The 14,900-nt window shown below is 62.4% G+C and carries 15 protein-coding genes and 1 pseudogene; 9 read left to right on the plus strand and 7 right to left on the minus strand.

Annotated elements, in window-relative coordinates; translation table 11 throughout:
* Positions 1-264 (plus strand): annotated as a pseudogene (locus VNX23_RS13840) (DDE transposase); the annotation flags it as partial.
* A gap of 50 nt (positions 265-314) precedes the next feature.
* Here VNX23_RS13840 and VNX23_RS13845 read toward each other — a convergent pair.
* Complete coding sequence (locus VNX23_RS13845) at positions 315-917, minus strand: TetR/AcrR family transcriptional regulator (protein WP_325630857.1); 603 nt, start codon at positions 915-917, stop codon at positions 315-317.
* Between the two features lie 102 nt (positions 918-1,019).
* Between VNX23_RS13845 and VNX23_RS13850 the strand changes: the two genes are divergently transcribed.
* The 8 genes from VNX23_RS13850 (at position 1,020) to VNX23_RS13885 (ending at position 7,508) form a co-directional block, all read left to right on the plus strand.
* Complete coding sequence (locus tag VNX23_RS13850) at positions 1,020-1,382, plus strand: hypothetical protein (RefSeq protein ID WP_325630859.1); 363 nt, start codon at positions 1,020-1,022, stop codon at positions 1,380-1,382.
* A gap of 327 nt (positions 1,383-1,709) precedes the next feature.
* A complete protein-coding gene (locus VNX23_RS13855) occupies positions 1,710-2,348 on the plus strand; it encodes a hypothetical protein (RefSeq protein WP_325631012.1) in 639 nt (212 codons plus the stop codon).
* A gap of 161 nt (positions 2,349-2,509) precedes the next feature.
* Entirely contained in the window at positions 2,510-3,463 is a 954-nt protein-coding gene (locus tag VNX23_RS13860) for a ribose-phosphate pyrophosphokinase (RefSeq protein WP_325631014.1), read from the plus strand.
* A 297-nt stretch (positions 3,464-3,760) separates the two neighbouring features.
* Positions 3,761-4,180 carry a hypothetical protein gene (locus tag VNX23_RS13865; protein ID WP_325630860.1) on the plus strand — a complete coding sequence of 140 codons (420 nt, stop codon included), beginning with the start codon at positions 3,761-3,763 and terminating at the stop codon, positions 4,178-4,180.
* Positions 4,180-4,686 carry a hypothetical protein gene (locus VNX23_RS13870; protein WP_325630862.1) on the plus strand — a complete coding sequence of 169 codons (507 nt, stop codon included), beginning with the start codon at positions 4,180-4,182 and terminating at the stop codon, positions 4,684-4,686. Before VNX23_RS13865 ends, VNX23_RS13870 begins: the two co-directional genes overlap by 1 nt.
* Before the next feature lie 212 nt (positions 4,687-4,898).
* Positions 4,899-6,761 carry an AI-2E family transporter gene (locus VNX23_RS13875; protein WP_325630864.1) on the plus strand — a complete coding sequence of 621 codons (1,863 nt, stop codon included), beginning with the start codon at positions 4,899-4,901 and terminating at the stop codon, positions 6,759-6,761.
* A 58-nt stretch (positions 6,762-6,819) separates the two neighbouring features.
* Complete coding sequence (locus VNX23_RS13880; RefSeq protein WP_325630866.1) at positions 6,820-6,993, plus strand: hypothetical protein; 174 nt, start codon at positions 6,820-6,822, stop codon at positions 6,991-6,993.
* A gap of 47 nt (positions 6,994-7,040) precedes the next feature.
* On the plus strand, positions 7,041-7,508 hold the full coding sequence (locus tag VNX23_RS13885; protein ID WP_325630868.1) for an L-2-amino-thiazoline-4-carboxylic acid hydrolase: 468 nt from the start codon (positions 7,041-7,043) through the stop codon (positions 7,506-7,508).
* Positions 7,509-7,548: 40 nt separating this feature from the next.
* On the opposite strand, the gene VNX23_RS13890 is transcribed toward VNX23_RS13885, so the two are convergent.
* From VNX23_RS13890 to VNX23_RS13915, 6 genes are all read right to left on the minus strand, one after another.
* Positions 7,549-9,330 (minus strand): adenylate/guanylate cyclase domain-containing protein, encoded by a 1,782-nt coding sequence (locus tag VNX23_RS13890; protein ID WP_325630870.1) that lies wholly within the window; start codon positions 9,328-9,330, stop codon positions 7,549-7,551.
* Positions 9,331-9,541: 211 nt separating this feature from the next.
* Positions 9,542-9,916 (minus strand): hypothetical protein, encoded by a 375-nt coding sequence (locus tag VNX23_RS13895; protein WP_325630871.1) that lies wholly within the window; start codon positions 9,914-9,916, stop codon positions 9,542-9,544.
* A gap of 28 nt (positions 9,917-9,944) precedes the next feature.
* Positions 9,945-11,528: a tetratricopeptide repeat protein gene (locus VNX23_RS13900; protein WP_325630873.1), complete on the minus strand. Its 1,584-nt coding sequence runs from the start codon at positions 11,526-11,528 to the stop codon at positions 9,945-9,947.
* A 275-nt stretch (positions 11,529-11,803) separates the two neighbouring features.
* Entirely contained in the window at positions 11,804-12,628 is an 825-nt protein-coding gene (locus VNX23_RS13905; protein WP_325630874.1) for an XdhC/CoxI family protein, read from the minus strand.
* Between the two features lie 187 nt (positions 12,629-12,815).
* Positions 12,816-14,024, minus strand: a complete 1,209-nt coding sequence (locus VNX23_RS13910) for a VWA domain-containing protein (protein ID WP_325630875.1) — start codon at positions 14,022-14,024, stop codon at positions 12,816-12,818.
* Positions 14,021-14,893 carry a MoxR family ATPase gene (locus VNX23_RS13915; RefSeq protein ID WP_325630877.1) on the minus strand — a complete coding sequence of 291 codons (873 nt, stop codon included), beginning with the start codon at positions 14,891-14,893 and terminating at the stop codon, positions 14,021-14,023. Before VNX23_RS13915 ends, VNX23_RS13910 begins: the two co-directional genes overlap by 4 nt.
* Positions 14,894-14,900: the final 7 nt, after the last annotated feature.

Genomic DNA, 14,900 nt, shown 5'->3' on the forward strand with positions numbered 1-14,900 from the left:
CCTGAAAACCTCATTGGCGATCGTGCCTACGACAGCGACGCGCTCGACCATGAACTGCGCCGCGAGGGCATCGAAATGATCGCCCCGCATCGCTCCAATCGAGTGAAGTCGCTCACCCAGGACGGGCGCAAGCTCCGCCGACTGGTCGAACGCTTCTTCGCCTGGATTCAGTGGCGCCTGCTGGTCCGCTGGGAGTTCTATCCTCAAAACTTTCTCGGTTTCGTTCAACTCGCTTGCCTACTTATCCTCTTCAGGCAATTTTGAGATAGGTTCTAGTGTCCTTCTCGCGAGCATTCCGCGGTCGCGCCATACGTTCAGTTCTCCAGCCCTTCGAATAGAGTCATTAGGGCGGCGTCCAGGGGTTTCGGGCCGACCTTCTCGGGCAGGAGCAGGCCGTCGATAGTCAACATTGTGATGCCATGCAATTGCGCCCAACAGGCGGCCGCCTGACCGCGCACGTCACGCTTGCGTAGAATGCCCTCAGTCTGGCCTCGCTTCAGTAATTCGATCAGCACGCCAAACGCAGCGAGAGCCCGTTCGTTCAAATGCACGTCCGCTGCCTCGTCGGCATCCGCGCTGAACATGAGCCGGTAAAGGGCCGGGTTGGAAACGCCAAACTGGACATAGGCCCGCCCTATAGCGAAGAATTCGTCGCGTAAGGACTTTGGTCGCCGAGACTTCGCCGTCATCGTTGCCTGGCGCAGGCGGTCGAAACCGAGCAAGGCCATTTCAGCCAGCAGCGCGGCCTTGTCCGGAAAGTGCTTGTAGGGAGCGGCATGGCTGACCCCGGCGCGACGCGCCACTTCCCTTAGAGTGAACTGCCAGCCCTTGTCCTCGTGCAGCATACCCATGGCTGTTTCGATGAGTGCGCGCCTGAGGTCGCCATGGTGATAGGGGCGATCGGTGGTGTCGGGCATGTTCCCTCACGAAGTTGTCATTGAAAACATATGTTGACATTGCCTACTTCCGGGCCTATGTCAACGCTCGAAAGTTAACACTGTAAACATTGGAGCAAAATCATGAACGCTTTCAGACAGGGCGCCACGGTGCGCAACTTCATTGGTGGTTTAGCGATGCTCTGTATGGCTGCTTCTCCCCTGCATGCCGGCGAACTACCCGCCAAGGCGGGCGAAAGCATCGATCTCGGCCGCCTTCACGGCGTCGCCTACTACACCAAGGAAGACGACGGCTATCGGGTTGTCGCAACGATTGCGGACGGTGAGGCCGGCTTGCCTGTGCGGTTCTCGGCCACTCTCGCCGACAATCAATCGGCTACGATCTCCGTGCCGGGCGAGTTCGGTGAATCCGGCCACAGCCTCGAAATATTGCGCTCGGGCGACACGCTTACCCTGACAGACATGGGGCGGGCCTCCGGCAAGTAGTGAGTCGCGAGCAGGCCATCACGGCAGGGCTTCATTCAGTCCCCTTCAGAACCGCAGCCACCAACAAGATGTTGGTGGCGCCGGAAGGGTCTGACGAAGGAAAGAACTTGTCGTGCGCTGCCGACGTCTGGTTTGGGGTCATTCTCGACCGATTCAGCGTGGCTTCGCGATGTCCGGTTACCGGAAGCGGACATCCGCACCGCTGGCATTTATGAATACGCGCCCTGGTAGGTCATTGTTTCCAGTGTGGCCTTTGGTTCAGAAGTCCGCATGACGAATCCATCGCACTGGACCTTGCCGCATTTTAACGATATCGCTTGGGACAAAATGTGGGACGCGTCATCAACACCATTGCGCAACCGTCGCTGGTTGCCGCGCACAGCCGTGAGCGCTGCGATGCTGGCAATCGCCTGCGGACTTTGCGGCTGTGCCGGCAATGGCGCCAATGGCGGCGCCTTTGCAACCGCAAGCGCTGCAAGCGGTCCGACCGTCACCTTCGAATCCATCGACGGCCCCCCGCCACAGATTTTCGAGCGAATGGTGAGCGTGCTCGACAGCGAGTCCAAGCTTCGAAATCTTTCGATCGTCTCCCGCGAAGGCACGGCCTCCTACCGTGTCCGCAGTTATCTTGCAGCCCAGGTCAGCCGCGGTCGCGCCAGGATCGCCTGGGTCTGGGACGTCTATGACCAGAACCAGCAGCGCGCGCTGCGCCTTGCCGGCGAGGAGCCGGCGGGCAAGGCCGGACGTGACGCCTGGGCGGCTGCCGACGACCTGGTTTTGCGCAAGATCGCCCAGGCCGGATTGAGCGGCCTGAGCAGCATGATCAACGGAACGGCACCTGCGGAGCCGCCGCCGGCGCCGCCGCCCGCTCCCGCCAAACGAGGTCCGGCAGTGGCGAGCGCCAATCCACCTCCTTCGGCTTCCGGTGATGTCGGCTCCAGCGCGCTCAGCTACACCAGCCATTAGGCAAATTCCTTCGGAAACGGCCATTTTTGCCCGGGAAAACCGCCCCCATGGGTTGCCAGCCGGGCTGCCCCCTTGATATCACCCTGCCTGTCGAAACGCGCTTCCGTGGAAACTGCGATATGCTGAACAAAGTATCCAGCAAGGCGCGAGGAGAAATCTCGATGTCGGCCAAAAACGGCTCCATCAAGCTCGTTGCCGGCAATTCCAATCCAGTGCTGGCGCAGGAAATCGCCAACTGGCTGCATGTGCCGCCCACCAAGGCGATTGTCCGCCGCTTCGCGGATATGGAGATTTTCGTCGAAATCCAGGAGAATGTCCGCGGCTCCGACGTCTTCGTGATCCAGTCGACGTCGTTTCCGGCCAACGATCATTTGATGGAATTGCTGATCATCACCGACGCGCTGCGCCGTGCCTCGGCGCGCCGCATCACGGCGGTGGTTCCCTATTTCGGCTATGCCAGGCAGGACCGCAAAGCCGGTCCGCGGACGCCTATTTCCGCCAAGCTCGTCGCCAACCTGATCACGCATGCGGGCGCGGACCGCGTCATGACGCTCGATCTGCATGCCGGCCAGATCCAGGGCTTCTTCGACATCCCGACCGACAACCTCTACGCCTCGCCGGTGATGGTGCGGGATATCCGCGAACGTTTCGATCTCACCAATGTCATGGTGGTGTCGCCGGATGTCGGCGGCGTGGTACGCGCGCGCGGGCTTGCCAAGCGCATCAACGCGCCGCTCGCCATCATCGACAAGCGCCGCGAGCGCGCTGGTGAATCCGAAGTCATGAACGTGATCGGCGACGTCGCCGGGTACACCTGCATCCTGGTGGACGACATCGTCGACTCCGGCGGCACCCTGGTGAACGCCGCCGATGCGCTGCTCGCCAACGGCGCCAAGGAAGTTTACGCCTATATCACCCATGGCGTGTTGTCCGGCGGCGCGGTGACCCGCGTCACCTCTTCGCGGCTGAAAGAGCTTGTGATCACCGACTCGATCCAGCCGACGGAAGCCGTGCGGAGCGCCCCCAACATCCGCACGCTCTCGATCGCTTCCCTGATTGCGGAGGCGATCGGCCGCACCGCGGCGGAAGAGTCGGTGTCGAGCCTGTTCGACTAAGACCTTTTCCAATTCCTCAAATTTCATCCGTCGAAAGATCCGCGCGGTCGCCCGCGCGCGGGTTGAAACGGCCGTTGCCTCAGACCTGGTTGCCCAACTCGGGTGAAGCGCTTAACGGGCACGTCCGCCCGGAATACCGCCCGGCGCGATCCTGGAAAAGCTGATCAGGCACCAGGCAGCGACAACGCGACTTCCGACGCCTCGAATTTGATTTATCGCAAGGCGTCTGGAACAAAGTGATGGCCTTCTATCTAGTCCTCGACAGCAGATGCGCGTGGTTCAACCAGGAGAACGCAGATGAATTCGCATCTATCACCTGAACAGACGCCTCGTCGTCCCACAGCCTCAGCTTCCGCGACAACTTCCGCTCGCTCTGACGCCGACGACGCTTCGCGCGACAGCTTTGGCGAGACCTTGAGCCAGTTGAGCCGGGATGTGGCAAGCTTGAAGGACACGTTTGCGCTACTCGCGTCGCAGGCGGGCGGCGAGGCCGCAAAGACGATGCGCAATATGAGCGAGGCGGTCGCCTCGCAGGTGGGTGATGCCGCCAGCGGGGTGGCAGACACAGGTTCCGATCTTGCGACGTCCGCCAAGCAGCACGCCAAGACGTTCGCATCCGAGCTGGAAGCCATGGCGCGGCGCAATCCATTGGGCACGATCGCGGGCACGCTGGTGGTCGGTATCATCGTTGGGATGATGTCGCGGGGACGAGGCTGATGTTCGCGCCCCTGCTGGGCGTCATCCGCGCCGATATCGATCGGCAGGCGGGTTGGGCGCGCGAGGAGGCCCGGCGCCAGATTCGATATGCTGTCCTCATTGGCGCAATCGCCGGCATGGGCGCACTCGCTGGGCTTGGCGCGCTCACGGTCGGATTGATCGCCCTTCATTCCTGGCTGGCGCCGCAGGTCGGTTCACTTGCGGCACTCGGCATCATCGGCGCTGGCTTGCTGTTGCTGATGCTGATTCTGTTCCTGGTGGCCTTCTCTCTGCGACGCCCCGGGCTCAAGACGCGGCCGCCCCTGCAGGTAGCCCAGCCCGCCACCCTGTTTGCCACCGCTGCTGACCTCAGCGCCGATCAGGCGATCACTGGCGGCAAGGATTCTTTGCGCCTCGCAAGCGATACAGTACGCGAGGGTACCCGCCCGGAATTGCTGGGCGCGCTTGCTCTAATCGCCATCGCGGGGGTGATCGCAGGCCGCAGGCTGCGGCGGCGGCAGGAATGAATTCTGGTGCCGTGACCTAGTGTCCTGATTCCGAAGTTCGTATCCTTGCACGGCATACTCGTTTACGAACTTCGGCCTTCTGAACCGCCGCACCAGGGAATTCATCGAAGCCGCAGCGATCGGCAGTTCGGCTGACAGTGAGGACCACGTAGTTGCAGGAGAAGCCGGCTCAAATAAAGCTGACACAGCGGCGAGGCACGGTGCTCACCAATATGGCCGTCGCCGCGCTGATTATTGCCGCACTTTATTTCGGCAGGGAAATCTTCGTTCCGTTCGCGCTGGCGGTTCTCCTGAGCTTCGCGCTGGCGCCCTTCGTCATACGTCTGCATTCCTGGCGAGTTCCGCGCACGGCTTCCGTCCTCATCGTGGTGTTTTTCGGATTTTCGATCATTTTCAGCCTGGGTGGGCTGATGGTGTCCCAGGCAACGCGTCTGGCCGCCAAACTGCCTGGATATCAGCAGACGCTCAGTGACAAGATCGAGAGTTTGCGTGGTTTGATGGGCGGTCCTGGAACATTGAAACAGGCGTCGACCGTTCTCCGCGAACTGGAGACAGAGCTGCAACGCGGCAGTGCAGCCGGCCCGACTGACAATGGGCCTGCGAGGCAAGCATCGGACAAGACGGTTCCGATACCGGTCGAAATCAAACAGCCCGACCCCGGCGCCCTGACGACGCTGGCCAAAATCATCGAGCCATTGCTTTCACCGCTCACGACGACCGGCATCGTCGTGATCTTTGTGGCCTTTATCCTGCTGCAACGGGAGGATCTCAGAAATCGGCTGGTCCGTCTTGCCGGCTCGGGAGACATTCAGCGCACGACCGCGGCCCTTGACGATGCCGGCAAACGCCTGAGCAAGCTCTTTCTCACCCAGATCATTTTCAATGCCGTGTTCGGTTTGGCCATTGGCGCAGGTCTCGAATTGATTGGCGTGCCTTCGGCTCCGTTGTGGGGCCTGATCGCGATGATTCTACGATTTGTACCGTATATCGGCGCGTTGATTTCGGCCGTATTTCCATTGACCCTGGCTGCGGCTGTCGGGTCCGGCTGGGACATGTTGCTGCAGACGGCTCTGTTGTTCGTCGTGCTGGAACTGCTTGCCGGACAAGTCGTCGAACCTCTGGTTTATGGCCACAGTTCCGGCCTGTCCCCTGTCGCAATCATCCTGTCTGCTTCATTCTGGACGTGGCTCTGGGGTCCGGTCGGACTGGTGATAGCGACGCCTCTGACGGTGTGCCTCGTTGTCGTGGGACGGCATGTCGAGCGACTCAAGTTCCTCGACGTCATGCTCGGCGACCGGCCTCCGTTGAGCCCGCCTCAACTGGTTTACCAACGGATGCTCGCAGGCGATCCCCTCGAAGCGGCAGAACAAGCGGATGTTTTTCTCAAAGAGGCCTCGCTTGAAGACTATTGCGACACGATCCTGCTGGAGGGGTTGAGGCTTGCGGAAGCCGACCGCAGATTGGGCCATCTCGACGAAGAACGGCTGGATCGAATTGTCTCAACCGTCGACGAGCTGGTGGCTCACCTGGAAGCACACCACGGCGCAGGAGCGGCGGACCTTGCGCCCGCGGACATAAGCTTCAACCCCGGCGCCGCCATCGCCATCGAGCAAGCGAGGGCGCAACGCCAGTTGGTCGAGGAAGAAAACGGATCACCGCGTTCGGTTCTCTGCATTCCCGGATCAAGCAAGCTCGACGAGGCGGCGGCACTGGTATTGGCTTATCTGTTGCGGCATCGCCAAATCGGGGCATTGGCAGAAGAAGCAGACGCTCTATCCATGTCGAAATTCTTTTCGCTCGACATGGCGGATACATCGCTTGCGTGCGTCTGCTACGTCGGCCAACCGTCCATCACCAGGGTCCAGGACGCCGTCCGCAGGCTCAACAAAAAGAACCCGGGAGCCCGCATTTTGCTCGCCCTTCTGGGAACCGACGCCGCCATGCCATCGATTGGTGCAGCCGGTGCAGCGACTGCAAGCGGATCATTTCGCACGTCGCTGGAAGCAATCATTCAGATTATTTCCGGGCCTCGTGGCGATGCGGCCGCCAACACCAAAGATATTGTTGCCAGCTGAACACGCTTGCTCAAGACCCGGCATCCCGCACAAGGCCCGCACGATCAGGCTGAGCAGCATGACCGCCCGCGCCAACGCGATGAATCGACAAGCAACAAGGTCATGGTTTCCGGCAGACTTCGCTTGCATGGCGACTGCCGAGATCGGCTACGAATCCGAGGCCGCCTTCAGCCGGGCATTCAAGAAGATGATGGGTGTGCCGCCGTCGGCGTGGCAGCAGGGGATGCGGTGACAATCAATCGTTCCTAGATTGCGATGGCCGTAAACAGGGGTTCGAACATGAATGTTCCGGTCATAGAGCAGGCAAAGATTCAGGCTCGCGTCCTGGTTCCGATCGTGAAAACGCTCGAGGGCGAACTGGGGACGGAGCGGGCGCATACGCTGGTCCGAAAGGCGCTGGGCGATCTCTTTCGTCGCCATGGCGAAGAGTTCTGGCGGTCGAAGACCGGGACGGACCTTGGGCAGAGGATGGCGTCCGCGTTCGGCACTTTCGCACGCGGCGAGGCTCTCGAGTATCGCGTCCTCGAGCAATCGCATGACGCGTTCGAGATAGATGTTCAAAGGTGCCGGTACGCCGAGTTCTACAAGGAATTGGGCGAGCCCGAGCTCGGCTTCCTGCTGGTCTGCAGTGCCGACTTTCTGTTCTCCGAGGGATTTGGTGGCGACATCGAACTCACGCGCACGCAAACCATCATGCAAGGCGCCAGCCATTGCGACTTTCGGTATCGGCGAAAGATTGCGGATTGAAATACAAGCGAAGGTCGGCTCGCATGAATTCGGCTCGCGATTATACCTGTTCCCCCGTGGCGAGCTTGAGCCCCGACAGCACCAGTTCACGATGCTCGGGATTGCCGAGCATCTGACCAACGGCGAGCCAGGGCCCGCCGGGGCGGATGCCATTGTGGCCTGCGAATTCGCGCGCCTTGCTCAAGCGCCCCATCTGCGCATGGCACGCAGCCAGAAACCACTTCGTGAGCGGATAGGTCGGAAGCTCGCGGAACGACGCTCCCAAAGCGGCCGCCGCCTGGTCGAAACGCCGCCGGAAGAAATGACAGATGCCGATGCCGGTCAGATGAAACGCCCGCCGCGTGGTGCGGGGATCAAGCCGCAACGACATCTCGAAATGCTCGATTGCAAGATCGGGTTCGCCCGAAACGGTTCGGATCCAGCCGCTCCATAGCCAGCCGAAAGCGTGGCTCGGATTGCGCGAAAGCGCGCCGTCGACCAATCCCCTCAACACGTTAGGGTCCTCGCCGATGTTCAACAAGGCGCCAGCGGCCGATGTGACGGTGGAGGGATCGTCGGGCGCGGTTTCGAGCGCGCGCCGCGCCAAGGCGCTCGTTCGCTCTCTTTCGATTGCCGCGTCCTCGGCCCAACCGCTCGAGATGTTCTGCGAATGGCAAAGCGCGAGGCTCGCGAGCGCCAAGCCGTAGTGGGGATCGCGCTCGACCGCCTTTTCCAGGAGCGCGATCGCCTGCATGTTGGCCTCGCGCGCCCACGCCCGAATATGAGGGAGCGAGCGAAGATAAAGGTCGTAAGCCGTCAGGTCGGCGGTCGGCCGATCCGAGGCGCGCTTGATTTCGATATCCTGCAGCAACGGATCGATCACGCCCGCCACGCCCGAAGCGACCTTGTCCTGAAGCTCGAACACATCCTCAAGGCCGCCTTCGAATTTCTCGGCCCACAGATGAAATCCCGTCGAACTGTCGATCAGCTGTCCCGTGATCCGCAGCCGCGAGCCCGCCCTTCGCACGCTGCCTTCGAGCACGTAATGCACCCCCAGCTCGCGTCCGACCTGCTTGATGTTGACCGCCCTTCCCTTGTAGGTGAACGACGAATTGCGCGCGATCACGAACAGCGACTTGAAGCGCGACAATGCGGTAATGATTTCTTCCACCAGCCCGTCGGCAAAATACTCCTGCTCGGGGTCGGTGCTCATGTTCTGGAACGGCAGCACGGCGATGGACGGCTTGTCGGGAAGCGCAAGCACGGAAACGGGAACGGCGAGCGAAACCGGCTGCGCGCCCGCTGTGCCTTGGCCGCCAAGATTGACCCGCCACGCCCGCATCGGCTCGGCGATGTTCTTCAGCGCCTGCAGTCCGATGTCATTCCAGGCGTATTCGACCTTGCCGCGGATCTGCCGGTAGGCGTCGTCGGAAATGCAGACACCGCCCGGTTCGGCTAGCCCTTCCAGGCGCACGGCGATGTTGACGCTGTCGCCGAAAATATCGTTGTCGTCGATGATGATATCGCCGACGTGCAAGCCGATCCGGAACTCGAGCCGGCTGCCTTCCGGAAGAGTTTCGTTTTGTTCCGCCATGCTGCGCTGGAACTCGACCGCGGTGCGCACGGCGTCGACCGCGCTCGCGAACTCGACCAGCATGCCGTCGGCGGTGGTCTTGACGATGCGCCCTCGATGCGTGGCGATGGTGGGGTGGACGAGCGCCTTTCTGATTTCCTTCAGCCGGACGAGGGCGCCTTCCACGCCGGCATCCATCAGGCGGTCACAGCCGACCGTATCCGCCGCCAGCACCGCCGCCAGTCGCCGTTCCACGCGCTCGTCAGACAAGAAGCACCAGGATTCTCCGAGTTGGAGCGAAGATATAGAAGCATTTGGGCGAAGCCACAGACAGCGCCTGACCCAATCAAAGCCCGGAAGGCCTGAAAGTTCGGGAAAGCCGGTAAAAAACTCAGCGCTCTTACAGCGCGAATGAACGCAAATATCAGCGGTCACCGGCATGCGAGCGTCCGGCAGTACCACCGTCTCAACGTTTCCAAAGCTATCTAACCCAAATTCTCAGCGGGACGGCTTCTTTATCGGGGCAGGTCATGGTGCCGGTGTAGGAGTCGGACAACAGCCCGCTGTAACGGCATTCGACCCCGGCAACCGAAAGCGTTGCGGTCATGCGGGAAGCCGACAACTCAAGCTGCATCTCTCCGGTCTTCTCCTCCGGGCCATCCTGAGTGCATAGGCCGACATGCCGCATCGTCAACGGACCGGAGTAGGCCTTTCGGGGTGGAGCGGTCGCTGTGACGGTGGCGGTCAATTCCCATTCGCCGAGATAGCCCGAATATCCGATGATCTCGAGCGGCTGGGCCTGGACGGGTAAGGCAGCCAGCGCGCTCAGAACAATGGTCGGAACAAGCTCTCTCACGGGCGGCTTCCTCGCCTGGGTGACGTTTTCACAATTTCTTCAGATAATCGCGCGCGTTGGCGACCTCGGTTCGCGTGTCGTCCGCGCCTTCGGCAATTGCGACAATTTTCTCGTAATAGTCCCGGGCCTTGTCCTTGTCTCCCGCCTTTTCGGCCGAGGTCGCTGCGCCCACAAAGGCACCCAGCCTGTTCGGCTCCTTCCGAAGCGTCGCCTCGAAGGCGGCGAGCGCTTCGGCGGGCTTGCCGCTTTCAAGCAGCATGACACCATAGAGTTCGCGGGCCGGCTTGGGTACACCGGGCGTCACCGGATGTTTCTCGGTCCTGTCTTCGGCATCGGCGGCGGCGCTCATCGCCTGCAAGGCGTCATCGCGCCTGTCCTCGGCGTAGAGAACCCACGCGGTCGCGATCTGCCGTTGAATATCGACCTGTTCCGACCAATAGCCGTCCTTTGCGTCGCGCAGCCTGTCGCGCAGTTCGCCAAGCCTGGCGATGTCGATCTTCGCGGCTTGCGGATTGCCCGAACGTGCCGCGCCGAGCGCACGCGCGAAATACGTGATCGCCTGCACGTTCGCGAGCGGGCTGGGGCGAGCCTCAAGCTCGGCAGCGGCCTTCCAGTCGCCGCCCTCTATCGCATAGCGTGCCGGCGAAACCGCCAGCGCATAGGGTCCCGGAAGGAATGTCTCGGTAAACCCTTTCACGGTGTTCATGTCGTCAAGCACGGCTCTGGCGTTGCCATCCTGACCGCTCTGCAGATAGGCATAGACCAGATAGTCCATCGCATGCAGCTGATCGTGGAAGTCCCCCGCCTCCCTGGCGACGCGCGCCGATTCAGTGTTGGAAGAAATCGAATCCTCCCAGTAACCGAGCCGCGTGAAAATGTGCGACGGCATGTGCTGCGCATGCGCCGCCGCAGGCGCCACCTTGGCGTAACGCCGCGCCGCCGCGAGCCCCTTCTCGGCCAGAGCCGGCGTATCGTAGAGGTGGATCAGGTAGTGAGCGATACCCGGATGCTCCGGCTGGCGCACCCAGATTTTCTCCAGAATCGCCGCCCCCTTGAGCTGGTTCGCATAAGTCTTGTCGGCCGGCGAGGCGGAGACATTCAAGGCTAGCGCGTAATGAATCTGTGCTTCGTCATCGTCGCCGTATCGCGCTGCCAGTTGTTCCATCGCCTTGAGATAGGCGAGCACGCGCGTGCGATGGTCGACCTTGTCGTAGTCGGTATACATTGCGCTCAGCGCATCGAGATAATCGCGCTCCCGTTGCGTCCCGGCGTTGAGGCCCTTGCCTTTTTCGAGTGCGGCTGCGCCTTCCGCAAGATTCTTGGCGGGCGGCGCGACGTGCGGATTGTACAGCAGGCTCAGCGCGATCCCCCAATAGGCGATGGCGCATTTCGGATCGGCTTTGAGCGCGTCTTCGAACGACTTCTGCGAAGCGCGGTACCAGAACGAGTGCTGATAGAGCATGGCCTGGTCGAAGTGCTGCTGAGCTTCAGGCGTGCAGGAGGTCTCGAAATGGACCTTGCCGAAATCGGCTGATGGTGCCGCGAGAGCAGATGGTCCACCCGCCCATGCCAGAGCGACGACGGCGACGGTGATCCGACCCATCCTGGTCATCGTCGAACTCCTTTAGTCATGATGCGTGCATTCATGATGCGTGCGGATATCGTACCGCAAGCGGTCCGCAAGCGGTACTCTCATCGACGTCAGCGCAAGCACAACTCGTTGGCTGGTTTATCCTGGACGACCCAGCCGAATACCGCGAGGTGTGGTCGCGAGCAGGGCTGCGCGCTGGCGAGGAAATGTGTCTCCGGCTTGCGATCCGGAGCAAGTCATTTTTGGGGCAGCATCATTGCCCGATCATCGGACATCCCGCGACCGGAAGACAGCCCTCAAGTTGCGTTCCCGCGCTGCCCGCGCCTTCGCTCCACCGTGATCTCCGCCAGGATCGACATGGCGATCTCTTCCGGCGTGATCGCCCCGAGGTCGAGGCCGGCCGGCGCCTTGACGCGGTGGAGGGCGGCAGCGTCACACCCCTCGCCGATCAGCTTTTCGCGCAGCGCCGCCATCTTGCGGCGGCTGCCGACAAAAGCGCGGTAGGCAGCCGACGTTGCGACCGCACTGCGCAGCGCGGCTTCGTCGCCCTGCCCTTGCGTCGAGACCACGACAAAGCGTTTTGCCTCGTTGAGTTTTCCGAGCACAAACCCGTCGATCCGCGCATCGGCGTCTGCCGCCTCGGGCAGGTCGGCTGCGGGAGCCGCGACTGTGACATGGTAGCCGAGGGCACGGGCCTGGCTGGCAAGGGACAGCGCCACCGGGCTGCCGCCGAGAATGACCAGCGAGGGATGCGGCAACACCGGCTCGACGAAAACGTCCATCGTGCCCTTGCTCGGGCACATGTTGCTGGCAAAGCGCACGCCGTCACGGTTCTCACCGGGCTTTACGCCAAGCTCGGCCAGAAGATTCTCCGGCTGCACCGACACCATGCGCGGCTTGCCGTCGGCGAGTGCGTCGCGCGCGGCCTTGAGCACCGCGCCGCGGGCGCAGCCGCCGCCGATCCATCCCGCGACGATGGTGCCGTCGGGACGGATGATCGCCTTCGCTCCGGCCTTCGCCGCCGTCACCGACACGGTGCGAACCACGGTCGCAAGCACAAAGGTTTCTTCCGCGGCCTTGAGCTCGGCCACCAGATCCATCACTTCCACATGCCTGCTCATCGGAGGCTCTCCTTTACTTCACCTCTCCCGCTTGCGGGGGAGGTCGACGCGCGCGACAGCGCGAGTCGGGTGGGGGCATCCCATTTCAAGGAAGCGCCCCCTCCCCAACCCTCCCCCGCATGCGGGAGAGGGAGTGCAGTTCCGTCGCGGCACGTTCGCGATCCGACCGACTTCATTCGCTGGCGCCTCACAGCTTCGCCAGATAGGGTTCGAGCTCGGTCAGGCTTTTCAGCGTGTTGGCGGGCGCATAGAGGTCGATATGCGGCAGCGCCGCCTGGATGCCTGCGGCTTCCGGCGCGTAGCCTTCCCACGCCATCATCGGGTTGAGCCAGACGATGCGGCGGCAGCGCTTGGCCAGTGCCGCCATTTCGCGGCCAAGCAGCCTGGCGTCGCCGGTCTCGTAGCCGTCCGACACGATCATCACGCAGGAACGCGAATGCAAGACGCGCGCCGCGTGCCAGCGATTGAACGTCTGCAGGCTTTCGCCAATCCTGGTGCCACCGCCCGCGCCCTGCGCCATGATCGAGAGGCGATCGAGCGCACGGCCTGCGTCCTTTTCCTTCATTGCATCCGAGACGTAAGCGAGCCTGGTGTGGAACAGGAACGCCTCGGCCTCGCGAAACTCGTCGAGCACGCCGTGGATGAAGCGCAAGAAAACGCCGGTGTACATGCTCATGGAGCCGGAAGCATCGAGCAGCACGACCAGCCGCAGCGGCTTCTCCTTGCGCTGGCGCCGGACGAGCGAGATCGGCACGCCGCCATGGCTGATATTGCCGTGAATGGTTCGCCGCAGGTCGAGCCGGTAGCCGCGCCGCCGCGCCAGATCGCGCCGCGTCAGGTGCGTGCGCATGGCTTTCGCAAGCCGCGCTGCGGCTTCATGGGCCTGCGCGATCTGCTCGGGATCGGCCATCTTGCGAAAATCGATTTCGGCCAGGTTTTGCGCGCGCGATGCGCCTTGCTTGCGTCCCTCGCCGGCGCGATCCTCGTCCGCGTCACCGCCGGCGGAGGGAATCTGATCGGTCGCGCTCTCGCCCACCGCCGGCTCGGATCTTTTGTCTTGCAGATTCTTCAGCGAGGGATTGTTGGCCGCTCTTGCCGAGCCCGAGGTGAGCGAACGCGAGCGCGCGCGCTTGCCGAGCCAGAAGGCATCGAACAGCCCGTCGAACCTGTCCCAGTCGGATTTGCGCGCCGAGAACAGATGTTTGAGCGCGACGCGCAACAGCGCCGGTCTTTCAGCATAGCCTGCCGCCATCAACGCCGCCGCATCACGGCCTTCCTGCAGGCCCACGGCAAAGCCGGCATCGCGCAGGGTTTTGAGAAACGCCGAAAGTCTTGCGGCGACGAGACGGGACACCTCGTCGAAGTCATAACCGCCGCTGACGCCACAACAGCTCATGCCACCTTTCCCAACAGGCGATCGGCCACCTCGCGACTGAGGCGCGACTTGTCCTCGTGGGTCTTGACCAGGCACATCAGAGTTTCATGCACGGCCCCGGGCTGGTCGCGCAGATCATTAACGCCGATGCCGACCAGCGCCGCAGCCCAGTCCAGCGTCTCCGCCACGCCCGGCACCTTGCGCAACTCCTCTTTCCGGATGCCTTCGACCATGCGCGCGATCTGCAGCGCGAGCGAGGCGCTCGCGCCGTCGATCCGCGCCATGATGATCCGCGCCTCGCGATCGACGTCCGGATAATCGACATAGTGATAGAGGCAGCGGCGGCGCAGCGCGTCCGACAATTCGCGGGTGCCGTTCGAGGTGAGCACCACATGTGGAATCGTAATCGCCGAAATGGTTCCCAGTTCCGGGATCGACACCTGGAAATCGGACAATAGTTCGAGCAAGAACGCCTCGAATTCGTCGTCGGCGCGGTCGATTTCGTCGATCAGGAGCACCGGCGGCTGGCTCTGCCGTATAGCCGCCAGCAGCGGCCGCTCCAGAAGATATTTTTCCGAGAAAATCTGGTCCTCGACGGCATCGGCGTCCTCGCCGCGATGAGCCTGGATCGAAAGCAGCTGGCGCTGGTAGTTCCATTCATAGAGCGCGGCCGATTGATCCAGCCCCTCATAGCACTGCAGCCGGATCAGCTCGGTGCCGTGCGCCGCGGCCAGCGCCTTCGCCACCTCGGTCTTGCCGACGCCCGCTTCGCCTTCGAGCAGAAGCGGGCGGCGCAAGAGCTGCATCAGCGAGATCGCGGTCGCAAGCTCGGTGTCGGCGATGTAGCCGGAAGCGGCCAGCGCTTGCGCGATCTCCTCGCGGGTTTTCATGCTGGGA

Origin of the sequence: Bradyrhizobium sp. (assembly GCF_035570375.1) — a bacterium.
Taxonomy (GTDB): Bacteria; Pseudomonadota; Alphaproteobacteria; order Rhizobiales; family Xanthobacteraceae; genus Bradyrhizobium.